Annotated in this window: 7 protein-coding genes; all 7 read right to left on the bottom strand. The window is 67.6% G+C overall.

Features of this window, described 5'->3' with window-relative positions; all coding sequences use genetic code 11:
• Nucleotide 1: 1 nt before the first annotated feature.
• Nucleotides 2-760 carry a thioesterase II family protein gene (locus ACWHYV_RS09675; protein ID WP_447980430.1) on the bottom strand — a complete coding sequence of 253 codons (759 nt, stop codon included), beginning with the start codon at nt 758-760 and terminating at the stop codon, nt 2-4.
• The gene (locus tag ACWHYV_RS09670; protein ID WP_447980429.1) at nt 757-987 is read right to left on the bottom strand and encodes an MbtH family protein; all 231 of its coding nucleotides are present in this window, start codon (nt 985-987) and stop codon (nt 757-759) included. The genes ACWHYV_RS09675 and ACWHYV_RS09670 overlap by 4 nt, the downstream gene beginning before the upstream one ends.
• Complete coding sequence (locus tag ACWHYV_RS09665) at nt 984-3,428, bottom strand: penicillin acylase family protein (protein WP_447980428.1); 2,445 nt, start codon at nt 3,426-3,428, stop codon at nt 984-986. The genes ACWHYV_RS09670 and ACWHYV_RS09665 overlap by 4 nt, the downstream gene beginning before the upstream one ends.
• Nucleotides 3,425-4,825 carry a diaminobutyrate--2-oxoglutarate transaminase gene (locus tag ACWHYV_RS09660; protein ID WP_447980427.1) on the bottom strand — a complete coding sequence of 467 codons (1,401 nt, stop codon included), beginning with the start codon at nt 4,823-4,825 and terminating at the stop codon, nt 3,425-3,427. The genes ACWHYV_RS09665 and ACWHYV_RS09660 overlap by 4 nt, the downstream gene beginning before the upstream one ends.
• A gap of 156 nt (nt 4,826-4,981) precedes the next feature.
• Nucleotides 4,982-6,661 (bottom strand): cyclic peptide export ABC transporter, encoded by a 1,680-nt coding sequence (locus tag ACWHYV_RS09655; RefSeq protein WP_447980426.1) that lies wholly within the window; start codon nt 6,659-6,661, stop codon nt 4,982-4,984.
• 3 nt (nt 6,662-6,664) lie between these two features.
• Nucleotides 6,665-11,269, bottom strand: coding sequence for an SDR family NAD(P)-dependent oxidoreductase (locus ACWHYV_RS09650; RefSeq protein WP_447980425.1), 4,605 nt, complete (start codon nt 11,267-11,269; stop codon nt 6,665-6,667).
• Nucleotides 11,250-16,616: an amino acid adenylation domain-containing protein gene (locus tag ACWHYV_RS09645; protein ID WP_447980424.1), complete on the bottom strand. Its 5,367-nt coding sequence runs from the start codon at nt 16,614-16,616 to the stop codon at nt 11,250-11,252. Before ACWHYV_RS09645 ends, ACWHYV_RS09650 begins: the two co-directional genes overlap by 20 nt.
• Nucleotides 16,617-16,866 lie beyond the last annotated feature (250 nt).

The following is a 16,866-nucleotide window of genomic DNA, read 5'->3' as shown; positions in this document are numbered from 1 at the left end:
GTCACGCTCCCTGTAAGGCCAGAGAAACCCGTTCCAGCAGGAGCGCCTGCGCGGTGTGCAGGAAGAAATGGCCGCCGGGAAGCGTGTGCAGGTGAAAGGTGCTCCGCGTGTGCTCACGCCACGCCTCGACCTGCGGGAGCGGCACATCGCGGTCGTCCGAGCCGCCGAAGGCGGAGATGGGGCACTCCAGCGGCGACTCCGCGACGAGCTCATACGTCTCGCGCAAGGCAAAGTCGGCCCGGAGCACGGGCACGACCAACTCCATCAGCTCACGGTGCTGGAAGACTTCCGGCGGGGTCCCGTTGAACCGGCGCAGCCGATCGAGAAATTCCGGTTCCGGCAGACCGTGGATCGGCGGGCCGGTGTCGCGAACCTGCGGCGCGGGGCAGCCGGACACGAACAGATGCACCGGAAGCCGTCCATCCCGCCTTCTGAGTCGACGCGCGAGCTCGAAGCCGATCAAGGCTCCGACGCTGTGGCCGAACAGGGCAAACGGCCGGTCGAGGTGCGGGGCGAGGGCTTCGCTCAGGTCTCCGACGAGAGACACCAGAGACGAGCACGGGCGCTCCATCAGCCGTGTCTCCCGGCCCGGCAACTGGATGGCGCACACGTCCACGTCGTCCGGCAGGCCGGAGGGCCACCGGCGGAAGACGGAGGCACCCCCGCCTGCGTAGGGAATGCAGAACAGCCGCACCCGGGCGGCCGGCCCGCCGCCGCGCATCGTGACCACCCAGGAGCGACCGGCGTACGCGGTCGTCACGACGGCGCACCGCCCGCCGCCTCGTCCATCCGCCGTCGCAGACTCAGGGGCCGCATGTCCGTCCAGACCTCTTTGATATAGCTCAGGCACTCCGCCTTGGCGCCGGTCTTCCCCGCGTCCCGCCATCCCGGTGGGTTGTCCCGGTAGGCCGGCCAGATCGAATACTGCTCCTCGTGGTTGACCACCACTTTGTAGATCGTCGTGTCCTCCTGCTCCTCTCTGCTCATGCTGCCTCCTGCAAGGTTGCGCTGACTGGTTTGCGCCCTGGAACGAGCCGTAGCGTGTGAACGGCCGGTCCGGGCAAGAAAGGCAACGGCCGCCCTTCCACCCATGAGTCCTGTTGATCTCGATAGTGCCGGGACAGCGGATGACCCGACTGCCCTCCGGGCATGTGAAAGAGACCGTCCTGACCGCGGACGGGACTGACGACGAGACGCTCGCTGGCACTGAGCGTCCCGCTCGCCATCCGGATACAGAACCCGCAGCCGGGCAATTCGTCCGCGGGCATATCGAGCACCTGGCTCAGCCCCGGAAGCGCCTCGCCGAGAGGGTGCGCGATCCGCACGTGGTTCATCCGTCCCCACCTCAGGTCCGCGAGCGACCCGACGCCGTACTGGTCCTTCACTTGCCGCGCGCTCTCCTCGAGGACGGCCAGAATGAAGGGGGCCCATCCGTCGTAGTGATCGGGATCGGGCACCAGCGCCTGGACCTTCTCGGTCAGTAGGGTCTGCAGCGGGGCGTCGACCTCGCCGCCATAGAAGAAGCCCTCGTCCTGCGCGCGACACGACGACAAGTACGGAGTGAAGACGGACCCGGCCAGCGCCTTTCGGAACCGGACCAGCAAGCCGAATCCGACGCTGTCCGCATCCGCCCGGCCGTTCCAGGCGCGGAGCACGTCCCGGGCTTCCATCAGCAACGGGCGCCCTTGCACCGCCGAGTCCGTCAGCTCGGCCAACGCCAGCCGCTGATAAAACCGGTAGAAGTGACTGGTCGTGTCGAGTTGCAGATGCAACAGGTCGGCTTCGACCACCTTCGGCATGGCGCGCAACTGCTCGGTGATCCGATACGCGCGGTAGCCGTTGGCGAAATCATGGCCGATGACGTAGGGATAGTCGGGACCCAGCATGCGATGGTTTGCGTTCACGATGAAGCCAGACGGCGGATCGACGAGGCGCGGGAGCTCCTCCGGGGCAATGAAGCCGGCCCAGCCGACCCGGCCGTCCGCCCAGGAGCGGCTCGTCGCTCCGTCGAAGCCTCGGCGCACCGGGATCCTCCCGGTGTAGGTCCAGGCAATGCGGCCGCTCGCGTCGGCCAGCAGCACGTTGCTCCCCGGCGCTCCGGCCCGGTTCATGACGGCCAGCGCATCGTCCAGTGAGCGCGCACGGTCCATGTGAACGAGCCCGATGTCGACCGCCGTGGGCTCCAGCGCCGTCCAGCGCACCGCAACCGGACGCCCGAGGAGCGGCCGCGGCCTGACGGGTCCCCAGATCGTGCTCCGGACGGTCAGCGGCACATCCCGATCGTCCTTGACTTTGATCACCTCTTCTCTCGTTTCAAACCGTCTCCAGCCTTCCGGCGTCCGGTACTCATCCGGGTCCTCGGGGTTGAGGTCGAGCGCGACCAGGTCCAGGAAATCGCCCTCCATGTTGGTGAATCCCCAGGCCACCGCCCCGTTGGTTCCGGAGATCACCACCGGGACGCCGGGCAACACGATCCCGGCCATCTCGACCGCCTCGTAACGCAACTGCACGCGGTACCAGATGTTCGGGACGAGGAGGTCCAGGTGCATGTCGTTCGCCAGAATCGCCCGTCCATCGGCCGTCTTCGAGCCGTTCACGGCCCAACCGTTCGAACCGACTGCGGCCTCCGTGAAGCGGACCAGTCCCGCTTGCCGGGCCTGCCTCACGTCGATCGGCCTCCGTAAGGCGGCCAAGGCGTCGACAGGTACCGGGATGGTGGGGGCCCCGGACGCGTCGTCCTCGAGGAGCGCCCGGGTGTACGGATCCCGCTGCGCGACGAGAAACCTGTAGACCTCCGATGGGAGCACCGTTTGCATGATCGTCCGCATCCGCTCTTCTTCCTCGGTCCAGCTCAAGGCCTGGAACATGCTCAGCACCACCAAAAGGCTGTCCGCGGTCGTCCATGGCGACGGGCGGTACCGAAGCAGCAGAAATTCGAACGGCAGCGAATCCGCCTGCTGCAGGTAACTGTTCACCCCGTCCGCATAGGCCTCCAGCACCGCCCGTTGCTCATCGGGCAGATGCGCCACGATCGAGTCGACGACGGGCGAGAAGCCGAGCCGGCGCTGTTCGAGATCCGATGCCAGCGCCGGCGTCCCGATCACCTCGGCCAGTCTTCCGGCGCTCTTCCGGCGCAGGAAATCCATCTGGAAAAGTCGGTCGCGGGCCGTCACATAGCCCAAGGCCCGCATGGCGTCCAACCGCGAGCCGGCGACGATCGTCGGAACGCCGAAGCCATCGACCGTCACCGTGACCGGCGCCGTCAACCCGATGATCTCTCCTGTTCCGTCGAGCACCGGCAGGGACGCGCGGAGCGTGACGAGCAGGGCGGCTGCGCCGATCGCCAGCACCAGCAAGAGGCCCAGCACCGAATAGAGGAGTTTGTTCACCACGTGCCCGTGAAAGACCGTGACCGGGCGGTGGCTCACGCGGACGACACGTGTGCGCCACGCTCCGTCGTCCTGACGGCGTCGGCCAGGATCTCGGAGATGGTGTCGACCTCTTGGGCCGTGACGATCAAAGGCGGCAGGAACCGGAGCGTGCTGTTGCCTCGCCCACCCAGCTCCAGGATCAAGCCCTTGCGCAAGGCTTCGCTCTGAATCCGCGACGCCCGTATCGGGTCGGCCGGATAGCACCCGCGCGCATCCGGGCGGGCTTCCGGATCGACGATTTCCACACCCAGCATGAGGCCGCGCCCCCGCACATCGCCGAGACATTCGAAGCGCGCCTGGATCTCACACAGGCACGCCCGCAGTCGTTCCCCCACGACGCGCGCGTGCTCGTCGAGCCGATGCTCCCGGACGAACCGAATGGTGGCGATGCCGGCCGCCATGGCGAGTTGATTGCCGCGAAACGTCCCGGCATGCGCCCCTGGAGCCCATCGGTCCAGGCGTTCGTGGTAGACCACCACGCTGAGCGGCAGTCCTCCCCCGATCGCCTTCGACAGCACCAGCACGTCGGGAACGATCCCGGCGTGTTGACACGCGTACATCGCGCCGGTCCGTCCCAGTCCCGTCTGAATCTCGTCGACGATGAGCGGGATGCTCCGTTCACGCGTGAGACGCCGGATCTCCTGCAACCAGGCATCCGGCGCGGGAACGACCCCGCCCTCGCCCTGAATCACTTCCAGGATCATGCCGGCCGGCGGCAGGATGCCGCTGTTCGGATCGTCCAGCAGCCGCTCGATGTACGCGCTCGACAGACGGTGCCCGCGCTCACCGCCCTCGCCGAACGGACAGCGGTACCCGTAGGGATAGGGGAGGAAATGGACGTCGGCCATGAGGCCCGACACGGCCTCCTTGGGCCCGAGATATCCCGTGAGCGACAACGCCCCGTGCGTCATGCCGTGGTATCCGCCGTGAAACGACAACACGGTGCGCCGCGCGCAGGCGGTCTTGACCAGCTTCACGGCCGCCTCGACGGCATCGGCTCCCGAGGGGCCGCAAAACTGGATGCGTGCATGTGCCGCGAGCTCCGACGGCAAGCTCGCCAACAGCGCATCGGTGAACTCGTGCTTGACCGGGGTCGTCAGATCCAGGGTTTGCCACGGCAACCCATCGCTGAGGGCGCGCTGAACCGCCTCGACGGCGACAGGATGATTGTGACCCAGGGCCAGGGCTCCGGCCCCGGCGAGGCAGTCGATATAGGTCCGCCCTTCGGTGTCCTGCACATAGATTCCGTTCGCCCTCCGGATCGCGATCGGAATGCGCCGCGGATAGCTTCTCGCGTTCGATTCGCGCGCAGCCTGCTGCTCCAAGTAGTGCTTGGTCCCGGTGGGCACGGCGCTGCTCGCCAGCGGCTTCGGCTCTTCGAGATGGATGTTCATCGCGGCTCTCCTCTGGTCTCTCGTTCGCTCGTCCCCGCACTCGCGTCTCTGGTATAGACGTGATCGGCGGCCTCCCCCTCACACCCTTCGCAAGATTTCTCGGTCGCGCGACTGCATCGAGCAAGATCCGGACGGACGCCGCCCCGCGGTCCGCGGCTATGAGAGAACGGCGGCCTGGCGGGTGACCTCGGTGACCCGCCCCACATCCATCCGGATGCAGCGATCCGCCACGCCGAAGTATTGATCGTCATGGGTGATCACCAAGACGGTCTTGCCCTTCGCTTTCAGATCCGGCAGGAGCTGCGTATAGAAGACCTTTCGGAACAGGGGGTCCTGATCCGCCGCCCATTCGTCGAACACGTAGAAGGGGCGATCTTCCAGATAGGCGGTCAAGAGCGCCAAGCGCTTCCGTTGGCCCTGCGACAGCGCGAGCGTGGAGAGCACGCCGTCCCGCACCTGCACCTTATGGTGTAGTTGCAGCCGCACGAGATACTCGCGGGCTTGGGCGTCGAGCTGGGCCGCCGACAACCCCACGAGCCCCTCGAACAGGTAGAAGTCCGAGAACACCACCGAGAACAGCTGCCGGTACTGATCGCGGTTGGCGTCGGTGATCACCTGCCCGTCCAGGCGAATTTCGCCGCCTTCCGGCCGATACAGCCCGATGAGCAGCAACGCGAGCGTCGTCTTCCCGCTGCCGTTGCCCCCGATCAGGAAGGTCAGCTCGCCGGGGTGGAAGGTCAGGCTGATCGGCCCGAGCCTGAACGCGTGGTCCTCGGATTCGCGGTGGTAGCGATGGCTCAGCTCGACGAGCTCCAAGCGCGTCCATCCCGGCGCCGCTCGACCGACGAGGGGCCGGCCGTTCGTCTCGATCGCGCAGGCGTCTCGTGGCACCGTGTCGCACTCGGTGTCGTGCGACGCGAGCGACAGGCCGATCGCTTCCACCTTCTTCAGGGCGATCCCCGCGCGCGCCAGACCGGGGACCATGTCGACGATCCGCTCGAGCGGGGCCATCATATAGAGCAGGACGAGGAGATAGCCGGTCACCGTGTCGACGCTCGCGCTCGGCCATCTCAACGGGGCGAACAGCAGCAGCCCGATCACCGCATAAAACAGCAAGCCGCCCCAACTGGACGCCGCCGCGTATCGGCTCATCCCGTCGACGACATGTCGCCGATACGTCGTCACGGTCGGCTGGAGGATCTGAGACACGAAGGCGTCCCGTCGGCGTCGGTGCAGCTTGAGCTCCTTGATCCCTTCCGTCAGCGCGCGGAATCGTTGATAGAGGGCATCGTTCGTTTCGCGGGCCAGGCGAAGCGATTCGAGCGCCCTCCGCTGGTGCACCTGAAAGGAGCCGACACCCACGGCCATGACGCCGAGCACGACCCCCAGCAACGGCCAGGAGAGCCAGGCCAGATAGAGCAGGCAGCCGATGACCGTCGCGACGTTGATGCAGAGCATCGGAAGCTCGACGAACGCCTGCGCGATCGACGAGACGTCCTCGGTGAGGGTCGCGAGCAGTCGAGGGGAGCCGAGCTCTTGCAGATGGCGCAGCGGCGCATTCACGATCTGGCGGCTGAGCTGCATCCGCAGCTCGGCGATGGCCGCTTGCCCAAGGCGGGTCAGCAGCACTTCCGAGACCACCCTGCTCACGGGAACGAGAAGGCAGAGACCGGCGAACCCCCAGACGAGCGTCGCCAGCGCCCCGTCCGTTGCGCTCAGGCCCGTGTGCACGAGGGCGATCAGGCCCGCTCCGCTGAGCCCGCTGATCAAGCCCGCGAGGCCGGCGAGCAGCAGGAGCCGCCACGATCGACGCAGGAGAAAGACGATCAGGTGCACCCGCTACCTCGACGGCGCATGCGGGAGCCGAGACGCCTCCCTGGGAAGCGGGACGAGATCGGGCGCCGGGCCGTCGGCGCGGCGATCGTCCCGCTCCCGGATCATGGCGGCAAGGCCCGCCACGGTCGGTTTCTCGAAGAATTGACGCAAGGACAGCTCCGTCCCACACGCGTCGCGCACCCGATTCAAAATCTGGAGCGCAACCAGCGACTCCCCGCCCAGCTCGAAGAAGTCGTCGTGAGCGCCCACCTGCTCGAGACCCAGCACCCGCTCCCAGATCGCCGCCACCGCCTGCTCCACGGCATCCCGTGGGGCCACGTAGGCGGTCGTCAGGTGCGGGCGTGGATGCTGCGCGGCGGAGGCCCCGTCGCCCGGTTTCGACAGCGCGGACACATACGCTTCCGGCGCGGCGTCCTTGGTCGGGAACTCCTGCACCGAGGCCAGGATCTGCGGCAGGGATGCCGCGTGATCGAGCACGCGGCGGAAGACCTCTTGCCCTTCTTCGGGCGTCATCCCGAGGAGGAGGCGATCGGGCACTCCCAGCGCCTTCAAGCGAGCTTCGGCCTCCACGGCCATTCCGACCCGGCTCCATCGATCCCAGTTGATGGACACGGCGCGCCGTCCCCGCCTCGCGAGCTGATGGGCGAATGCGTCGAGGAATGCATTGGCCGCGCAGTACCCCACCTGGCCGAACCCCCCGGTGAGCGCGTTCAACGACGAGCAGAACACGAGGAAGTCCAGGCGGGCGTCCTGAAAGAGCGCGTCGAGGACCAGCGCCCCCATGGCCTTCGGAGCGAATTCCGCTTCGACCGCCTCGATGGTCTTGAGCTCGATCATCCCGCCCCCGGGAACCCCGGCCGCATGGATCACCCCGTGAATCTCACCGAACCGCTCGTAGCCCCGCTCGACGGCCGCGTGCATCTGGTCACGCCTGGCGGCATCAGCCCGGACCACCAAGACTTCCGCCCCCAGGCGTTCGAGCGCGTGCACCTTCTCACGCCGGTCGTCGGTCAGCTCCCCGCGGCCGGTGAGGATCAGCCGGGCGCCGACGGTGCGCGCCAGGTGATCCGCGAGCAGGAAGCCGACGCCCCCCAAGCCTCCGGTCACCAGATAGACTCCGCGGTCCCGCAACAGGCTCCGACCCGCAGGCGGCTCGAGCCGGACCGGCTCAAAGCGCTGAATCCAGCGATGACGCCCTCGGTACGCCACCACGGGCTCGTCCTTGGAAGACGTCTGTGCTTCGGCAATGAGGGGATCCAACAGCTCCTCCGAGAGCCACACCACCGGGCCGCTCAGCTCGATGTCCACGTTCCGGCACGTGAGATTCGGATACTCCTGCGGAATGACGCGGCAGGCCCCGTGCACCGTCGCCTTTTCCGCTGAGACGGCCTCCTCCCCGGTGACTTCCTCGACCCCGGTCGACACGGAGACGATCGACAGAGACTCCCCGCGCCTGCCGGCCGCCTGGGCCACGCATAGGAGGCTGTTGAACCCTCTTTCCTGCGCGCGCAGGAACGCCTCCAACGCGTCGTGCGCGTGATCCGTCTTGGTCGCCCCGGTCACGTTCCAGCAATGGAAGACGACCGCCGGCGGCCGGTTCCGCTGATGGAGCTCCTCGAACAGGGCCTCGTAGTCCTGACGCTCCTGGGGCCGAATTGAGTAGACGCCGTCGGCCATACGCGCAAAACGCTCTCCCGGCATGACCGTGGTCACGATCTGGTCGAACTGCTCCAGCCGCTTGACGAGCTGCGACGAGAGACCGGAGCCGTCGGCGAAGACGAGCCAAGCGGAGCAGGACGCCCGCATCCGGGCGGCGTCGATGGACGGCGTTCTGGCGCGCGTCCAGGACGGCAGATAAAACCAGTCGGCGATCTCCGGCTTTTTCAGCGGGGCGGCCGCCTCCATCTTGTCCACTGGCTTGTCCGCTCGGGCCCGCTCCCGAGAGCCGACCCAGTAGGATTGGCGTTCGAACGGGTACGTCGGGAGCGGCACCCGGCGGCGCCGTTCGCCTGCATGGAGTCCCCTCCAGTCGACCGAGGCGCCATGCAGCCAGAGCCGCCCAAGGGTCGTCAGCAGGAATGCCGACTGTGCGCCCCGCTCATCCTGGTCCCGGCGTCGCGGCAAGGAGCAGAAGATCGGCGCGTCCGACTCGGCCGTCTGCCGGGCGAGCGCCGCCAGGGTCTGCCCCGGTCCTATTTCCAGCAGGAGGTGGTCGGCGCGCCGGCGAATGGCAGCGAGACCGTCCGAGAATCGGACGGTGCGGCGGAGATGTGCGGCCCAGTACTGGGGATTCGTCGCCTCGGCCTCGGTGATCCACGTGCCGCTTACGTTCGAGACATAGGGGATCCGAGGCGCATGCAGCGCGATGCGGGCCACACAGTCTCCGAAGGACCCGATGATCGGATCCATCATGCTGGAATGGAACGCATGAGAGGTGCGCAAGCGGCGGCACTCGATCCGCCGGGCGGCGAGCGTGTGCTCCAGTCGCTCGACCGCCTCGAGCGGACCCGAGACGACGCACTGAGCCGGGGCGTTGACCGCGGCCAGGGAGAGCGCCTCGGTGAGAGAGGACGCGATGTCCGACTCGGACGCGGTCACGGCGAGCATCGCGCCGCTGGGCACCTGTTGCATCAGCCTGCCCCGCGCGGCGACCAGGGCGAGCGCGTCCTCCAGGGAAAAGACGCCGGCCAGACACGCGGCCACGTATTCGCCGATGCTGTGCCCGATCATCGCCTGAGGCCGCACCCCCCAGGCCATCCAGAGCTTCGCCAACGCGTACTCGATCGTGAACAGCGCCGGCTGCGTCAGCGCCGTTTGCGTGAGCCGCGCGTGCGCCGCTTCCAGATCCTTCGGCGCGGGGTAGAGCATCTCGCGAAGATCGAGCCCGACGTGAGAGCGCAGCCGCTCCGCGCAGCGGTCCACCTCGTCACGGAAGTGAGGCTCCGTCTCGTAGAGCTCGCGGCCCATGTTCGGGAACTGGCTGCCCTGGCCGGAGAACAGAAACGCAACCGGTCGTTCGCCCACGGCCCCGCTGCCCGTCGCCACCCGGTCGGGCGCTCGCCGCTCCAGCGCCTGCACCGCGTCTCGAACATCGCCGCATGCCACCACGCGGCGATGCCCGAACGCCTTGCGGCCGAGCTGGAGCGTAGAGGCCACGTCCGCCAGCTCCGCTTCCGGGCGCCGTTTCAGATGGCTCACGAGATTGTCCGTGGCGACCTCCAAGGCGGAGCTCGTCTTGGCGGAGAGCACCAACAGGTGCCAGGGCCGGGCGGACGGCTGCGTCTCGACCGGGGGGGCTTCCTCGAGGACGACGTGCGCATTGGTCCCTCCGAGACCGAACGAGCTCACGCCGGCCCGGCGCGGGGTGCCCGCCGTCTCCCACTCCGACAGCGTCGTGTTCACGTAAAACGGGCTGTTCTCGAAATCGATCTGCGGGTTGGCTCGGGTGAAGTGCAGGCTGGGCGGAATCCGCCGATGGTACAGCGCGAGCACGGTCTTCATCAGACCGGCGATCCCGGCCGCCGCATCGAGATGACCGATGTTGGTCTTCACCGAGCCGATGGCGCAGTACCGGGTCGCTTGGGTCCCGGCCCGGAAGGCCTGCGTCAGCGCGGCGATCTCGATCGGATCGCCGAGCGGCGTCCCGGTGCCGTGCGCCTCGACGTAGGTGACCGAACGCGGATCGACGTCGGCCGCCGCCTGCGCCGCGCTGATCACCTTGGCTTGGCCTTCGATACGGGGAGCCGTGAACCCGACTTTCACGGCTCCATCATTGTTGATCGCGGAGCCTTTGATGACGGCGAGCACGTGGTCGCCGTCCGCCAGCGCGTCTTCCAGCCGCTTGAGGACCACGATCCCCAGGCCGCTGCCGCCCACCGTGCCTTGGGCTTTGACATCGAACGCGCGGCAGTGGCCGTCCGGAGACGCGATCGCCCCTTCTTGATACAGATACCCCACCTTCTGCGGCACGTTGACGGAGACGCCGCCGGCCAGCGCCATGTCGCATTCGCCGCTCAGCAACCCCTGACAGGCAAGGTGCACCGCCACGAGCGAGCTGGAGCACGCCGTTTGAACGACCAAGCTGGGCCCTTCCAGATTCAGCTTGTAGGAGACGCGGGAGGAGAGGAAATCCAGATCAGTCCCGAGCACGGCCGACATATCGGCCGCCGATTGCAGCAGGCCGCCCTGCGCCAAGAGATTGCCATATCCGCTGATGCTCGCCCCGCCGTACACTCCGATCAGCCCCCTGTACCTATCCGGATCGCACCCGGCACGCTCCAGCGCCTCCCAGGCGCACTCCAGGAACAGACGCTGCTGCGGATCCATGATTTCAGCCTCTTTTGGAGTGAACCCGAAAAAGGCCGCATCGAAGAGATCGACGTCATCCACCATGGCTCTCGCCCTGACGTAGTTCGGGTCACCCAGAAGCGCCGGCTCGACGCCGGAGGCCAGCAGGTCCTCGTCCGTCAACATCGAAACGGACTCGACCCCGTCGCACAGGTTCCGCCAAAATGCGTCGACATCGTTCGCCCCGGGAAAACGTCCGGCCATCCCGGTGATGGCGATCTCCAGACCGCTCATCCGGCTGTCACCGTTGTGCTGCTTCATGCTCCCTCGCCTCGTGCTGCGATGCCGCCTGCCGGCGTTCGTTGAGTAGCCGCAGCCGGCGTTGCCCCACCTTACGGCGGTCCGTCTGTACGTCCGGTGAACCCGCTTGGTCCACCTCCGGATGGCCGCGAGCAAGGTGTCGTGCGAGCGTCTCGACGGTGGGATAGCGAAAGAGGTCCATCATCGAGAGCTCGCAACGAAGAGCCTCCCGGAGTGCGCTCCACACCTTCGACAGGAGCAAGGAGTGCCCGCCCAGGTCGAAGAAATTCTCGTGCACGCCGATTCGTTCCAGGCCCAGCACATCGGCCCAGACGTCCGCGACGACCTCCTCGGCCCGCGTGCGCGGCGCCACATAGCCCGCGGTTGGCTGGGCGGCCGCCTCAGGCGCCGGCAGTGCCCGGCGATCCACCTTGCCGTTCGGAGTCAGGGGCAGCGCGGGCAACACCATGAAGACCGACGGGACCATGTAGTCCGGCAGACGTGCGCAGAGAAGCCGCCGGAGCTCCTCGGGCAGCGGCTCCCGCCGCCCGCTCGGAACGAGATACGCCGCCAGTCGCTTCTCGCCCGGTCGGTCCTCTCGCGCCGACACCACCGCCTCCCGCACGTCCGGATGCTCCCGCAGCAGCGCCTCGATCTCACCCAGCTCGATGCGGAACCCGCGCACCTTGACCTGATGGTCCAGGCGTCCCAGCAGCTCGATCACGCCGTCCGGGTGCGAGCGGGCGCGATCGCCCGTCCTGTACAGACGCGCGCCCGGAGTCCGGCCAAAAGGGTTCGGCGCGAACTTCTCGGCGGTCAGGTCCGGTCGGTTCCAATACCCCCGGGCCAGGCCCGCCCCGGCGATGCACAGCTCACCGGGGACCCGGGTCGGCACCGGCTGACCGAACTCATCCACGATGTAGAGTTGTGTGTTGGCGATCGGAAATCCGATCGGGAGGGGCTGATCATCGGGCGGTCCTTCTTGTGACGCAGGCTCGCAATACGCACTGTCGATCGTCGCCTCGGTCACGCCGTACGAATTGACGATCCGGGTGCCCGCCCCGCACACCCCTCGGAGCGCCTGATAGTCTCTGCGCGCCCAGGCATCGGACCCGACGACGAGCACCCGCAAGGAATCGAGCCGCTGGGTGGTCGTTTCCAGGTGCTGCGCGAGCGGCTTGACCACGGCTGGCACGAACTCGGCATGGGTGACCCCCTCCCGCCGGATCACCGCGGCCAACTGCTCCGGCAAGAAGAGGAGCTCGGACGGGCACAAGACGAGTCGTCCCCCCGAGCACAGCGCTCGTATCCAGTCGCCGGTGAAGACGTCAAAGGCGAAGTTCGCCATCTGCAGATGGCGGGTTCCGCCCTCTCCCAACTCGTAGGCCCGCTCCCAGGCGAGGAAGGCGTTCACCAAAGCAGCGTGCGTCACCATCACTCCCTTGGGACGGCCGGTCGATCCCGAGGTATAGATGATGTAGGCCAGGTGATCGGGGACGATCGTAGGCTCCGCGGCCTCGACCGGTGACGAGGCGATCTTGGGCCAGTCGCGGTCGAGGCAGATCAGCGGCACCGGAGCGCGCGGGAGATCCTCGATGAGACGGGACTGCGTCAGCAGCACGGAGACCTTGGCGTCCGCCAGCATGTAGGCCTGCCGATCCTTGGGATAGCCCGGATCGAGCGGCACATACGTCCCCCCCGCCTTGAGCACACCGAGGACGGCCACCATCATGTCGAGCGAGCGCTCCAAGCAGAGCCCGACCGGGACGTCCGGTCCCACGCCCTGCCTGCGGAGGCAACGCGCAAGTTGACCCGCCCGTTCGTTCAGCTCTCGATAGGTCAGCGCCTGTTCCTTCCAGACGACCGCCACCGCCTCCGGGATCCGCTGCGCCTGCGCCTCGAACAGGTGATGAATGCAGGCTCCAGTCCTGTGCGCCGGCTGCTCAGTGCCGAGTGCTGGGAAGACGACCGAGGTCTGATTCCAATCAACGAGGAGCCGCCGCTCGGCCTCGGTGAGCATGGGGAGCTCACTGAGACGCGCCGCCGGGGACGCCGTGATTCCTTGCAGCAGCGCAAGAACATGCCCCGCCATCCTTCGGACCGTGTCCTCGTCGAACAGGTCGGCGTTGTACTCCAACGTGCAGGCCAGCGCTTCCGCCTCTGGCGTCACATCCAGGGAGAGATCGAATTTGGCTGTCCCCGGATCCAGATTCAGCAGCCTGGCCTCCAGCCCCTGGAGCTCCAGGTGCGCGGGCGCCTGCAACGTGAGCATCACCTGAAACAGCGGACTGTGGCTGACCTCGCGCACGGGCTCCAGCGCCTCCACGAGCTGCTCGAACGGCAGGTCCTGATGCGCCTGCGCCCCCAGCACCCCCTCGCGCACCCGCGCCAGGAGCTCGGTCACCCGAGGATTGCCGGAGAGATCGGTCCGCAGCACCAGCGTGTTGACGAAGCAGCCGATCAGCCCTTCCAGCTCGACGCGCGTCCGATTCGCGATCGGCGTGCCGACGCACAGATCCGTCTGACCCGTGTATCGGGACAGGAGCACCGAGAACGCCGCCAGCAAGGTCATGAACAGCGTGACGCCCTGTTCCCGGCTCAGCTCGGCGACCCGCTCGGCGAGCGCGCCCGGTAGGACGAAGGCGTACTGAGCGCCGCGGGAGGTTTGGACGGCCGGCCTCGGCCGGTCGGTCGGCAATTCCAGCACGGGCGGGGCGCCCGCCAGCCGCCGGCGCCAGTAGGCAAGCTGTACCTCTCGAACGGAACCCCCAAGCCATTCCCGCTGCCACCGGGCGTAATCCGCGTACTGGATCGAAAGCGAAGGAAGCGCCGGCGGCCGGCCCTCCCCTGAAGCGGCATAGAGCGCGGCCAACTCCTTGGCCAGAACATTCATCGACCAGCCGTCGGCGACGATGTGGTGCAGCGTGAGCAGCAGCACATGCTCGCGTTCGCCGAGGCGCAGCAGGCCGGCGCGCAGCAACGGCCCGTTCATCAGATCAAAAGGGCGCCGCGCTTCTTCCTTCGCCAGCCGTTGCACGGCCGCCTCCCGCTCCGCCTCGGGCAGATGGCCGAGATCGACGATCGACAGATGGACCGGCTGCGCGGGTGCGATCACCTGCGCCGGCTGCCCATCGAGCAGGGGGAAGGTCGCACGTAAGACCTCATGCCGACGAACGATCTCCGTGAAGGCATGCTCGAGCGCCGCCCGATCGAGTGCTCCGGTCAATCGCACGGCGGCCGGAACGTTGTACGAAGCGCCGGCGGGCTCGAGCTGGGCCAGGAACCACAGTCGCTGCTGCGCGAAGGAGAGCGGAAGAGGGACCTCCGGCGCGGCCGGCGTCGTCGTCGGAGCGGGCTGGAAGGGTCCGGCCGCGCGGCTCGGCTCATCGTGGTCCGCCAGATAGTCAGCCAGCTCGGCGACCGTCGGCGACTCGAACAGACGTTCGACCGGCAGCTCGACGTGAAAGGCTTGACGCACCCGTGCGGCCACTTGAGTCGCACGCAGCGAATCGCCGCCCAGCGCAAGGAAATGCTCGTGTCGCCCTACCCGCTCCCGCCCGAGCACATCCGCCCAGATGTCCGCCAGTCTTTGCTCCACGGCGGTCGCCGGACCGACGAACGCCGCCTGTGCGCTCGGCTGCTCGGCGACGGACTGCCCGATGACTTCGAGCGTTCCCTCCAGGAACCTGGCCCGGACCAGGTGGCGCTGCACCTTCCCGCTGGACGTCTTCGGGAGGCTTCCCGGCTGGATCAGCACGATGGTGTCGACCTGCACATCGTGCTGCTCGGCCACGGCCTGCCGGATGGCCGCCGCCGCCTCATCGAGCGCCACCTGCACGCGAGGCTCGACCTCCTGCACGACCACGAGCCGTTCCTGGTCATCGGCCTCGACGGAGAACGCCGCTCCGCACCCGGGGCGGAGCGCGGCGTGGCTTCGCTCCACCGTCGCCTCGAGGTCCTGCGGATAGTGGTTGCGGCCTCTGATGATGATCAGATCCTTGAGACGACCGGTCACGAAGAGGGCGCCGTCCTTGAAGGCGCCCAGGTCTCCGGTCCTGAGGAACGGGCCGTCATCGGTCGAGGCGAGCCGGGCGCCGAACGTCTGCGCCGTCTCTTCCGGTCGATTCCAGTACCCGAGGGCCACGCTCGGCCCCTTCACCCAGATCTCGCCGACCTGGGTGCTCGGCACCGGCTCCTGCGTCACGGGGTCGACGATCACCGCCTGCTGCTCCGCCCAAGGGCGCCCACATCCCACCAACGTGCGCCCTTGCCCGGCGTCCGGCTCTTCTTCGAGCACTTGATGCTGCTCGAGCGCCGACCGCCGCACCGTCTCGATCCTCGGCGGCGTGCCGGGTGCGCCGCCGGCGACGAACAGCGTCGCCTCGGCCAAGCCGTAACACGGGTAGAACGCGGCGCGGCGAAACCCGCACGGCCCGAACGTCTCGCTGAACCGCTCCAGCGTGGCGGCGCGGACCGGCTCCGCCCCGTTGAACGCGACCGCCCAGCTCGCCAGATCGAGCGCCAGCCGTCGCTCGGGGGGGATCTCCCGTACGCACAGCTCGTAGGCGAAATTCGGCCCGCCGCTCGTCGTGGCGCGGTAGCGGGAGATCGCGTCCAGCCACCGCAAAGGTTTCTGGAGAAAATGGTGGGGCGCCATCATGATGCAGGGGACGCCGAGGTAAACGGGCTGAAGCAGGTTCCCGATCAGCCCCATGTCATGGTAGAGCGGCAGCCAGCCGACGACGACCGTCTCTTCCGTATGGCCGAACGCCAGCTCGATCTGGCGCTGGTTGTGGAGCAGGTTGCCGTGGCTCACCATGACGCCTTTCGGCACGCCGGTCGACCCCGAGGTGTACTGAAGAAAGGCCAGCGAGCCTCCACCGAGCGGAGGCTTCACCCACCGATCGGCCGCCTCGTCGAGCACGCCGTCCGTGACGAGCTGGCGGGGTGGTTGGATCCGCCGGAACTCCTCGTCCTGCCGCGACAAGCGCTCAAGCCCGGCCTGAATCTGGCTCGTCATCAGGGCGACGGTCGGACGCGCGTCGGCTAAGACGGCTTTCAATCGCGGCAAGGTCCGCCGTCGCTGCGGCGGATAGGCTGGAACGGGGAGAACACCGGCGTACAGGCATCCAAAGAAGGCGGCGACGTACTCGAGGCCCGGCGGATAGAGCAAGACGGCGCGATCGCCCGCCGTTCCGATCGCTTGCAACCGCGCGGCGATCTCGCGTGCTTGCCGATCCAGCTCGCCATAGCTCAGATGGCGGGCATCGTGCTCGCCGTCGGCGAGGAACGTAAAGGCGCGCCGATCGGGCGTCCGAGCCGCACGCGCGTGAAGAAGGTCGACGAATGTGTCGGGAGGAGTGGGCATACCAGTGACTCGGCCACGACCGTGAGGCGAGCCCGAGCAATCAGGAATTCATGTCCTGTTGACGTGCCAGCCCGGACCGCCCTCATCCGGTGACCGGAATAAATTTTCGTCGCTCTTGCGTCAGCGGGGGTGTGATCTCGGGAGGCCGGTAGCGGGTCGCCTGGAGCGGTTCGCGAAGAGGACTCGTTGCTTCAGGATGCTGGGGCTCGAGGCAGTCCGGCAGTGTTTCGCTCCGTCGCTGCGTAGTTGA

This window comes from Candidatus Nitrospira bockiana, assembly GCF_965152565.1.
This window is presented reverse-complemented; position numbering and strand designations above follow the sequence as displayed.

Excerpts from the sequence above, each read along its gene's own strand:
- ACWHYV_RS09670 (WP_447980429.1), bottom strand. The coding sequence starts at position 987 with ATGAGCAGAGAGGAGCAGGAGGACACGACGATCTACAAAGTGGTGGTC.
- ACWHYV_RS09660 (WP_447980427.1), bottom strand. The coding sequence starts at position 4,825 with ATGAACATCCATCTCGAAGAGCCGAAGCCGCTGGCGAGCAGCGCCGTG.
- ACWHYV_RS09650 (WP_447980425.1), bottom strand. The coding sequence starts at position 11,269 with ATGAAGCAGCACAACGGTGACAGCCGGATGAGCGGTCTGGAGATCGCC.
- ACWHYV_RS09645 (WP_447980424.1), bottom strand. The coding sequence starts at position 16,616 with ATGCCCACTCCTCCCGACACATTCGTCGACCTTCTTCACGCGCGTGCG.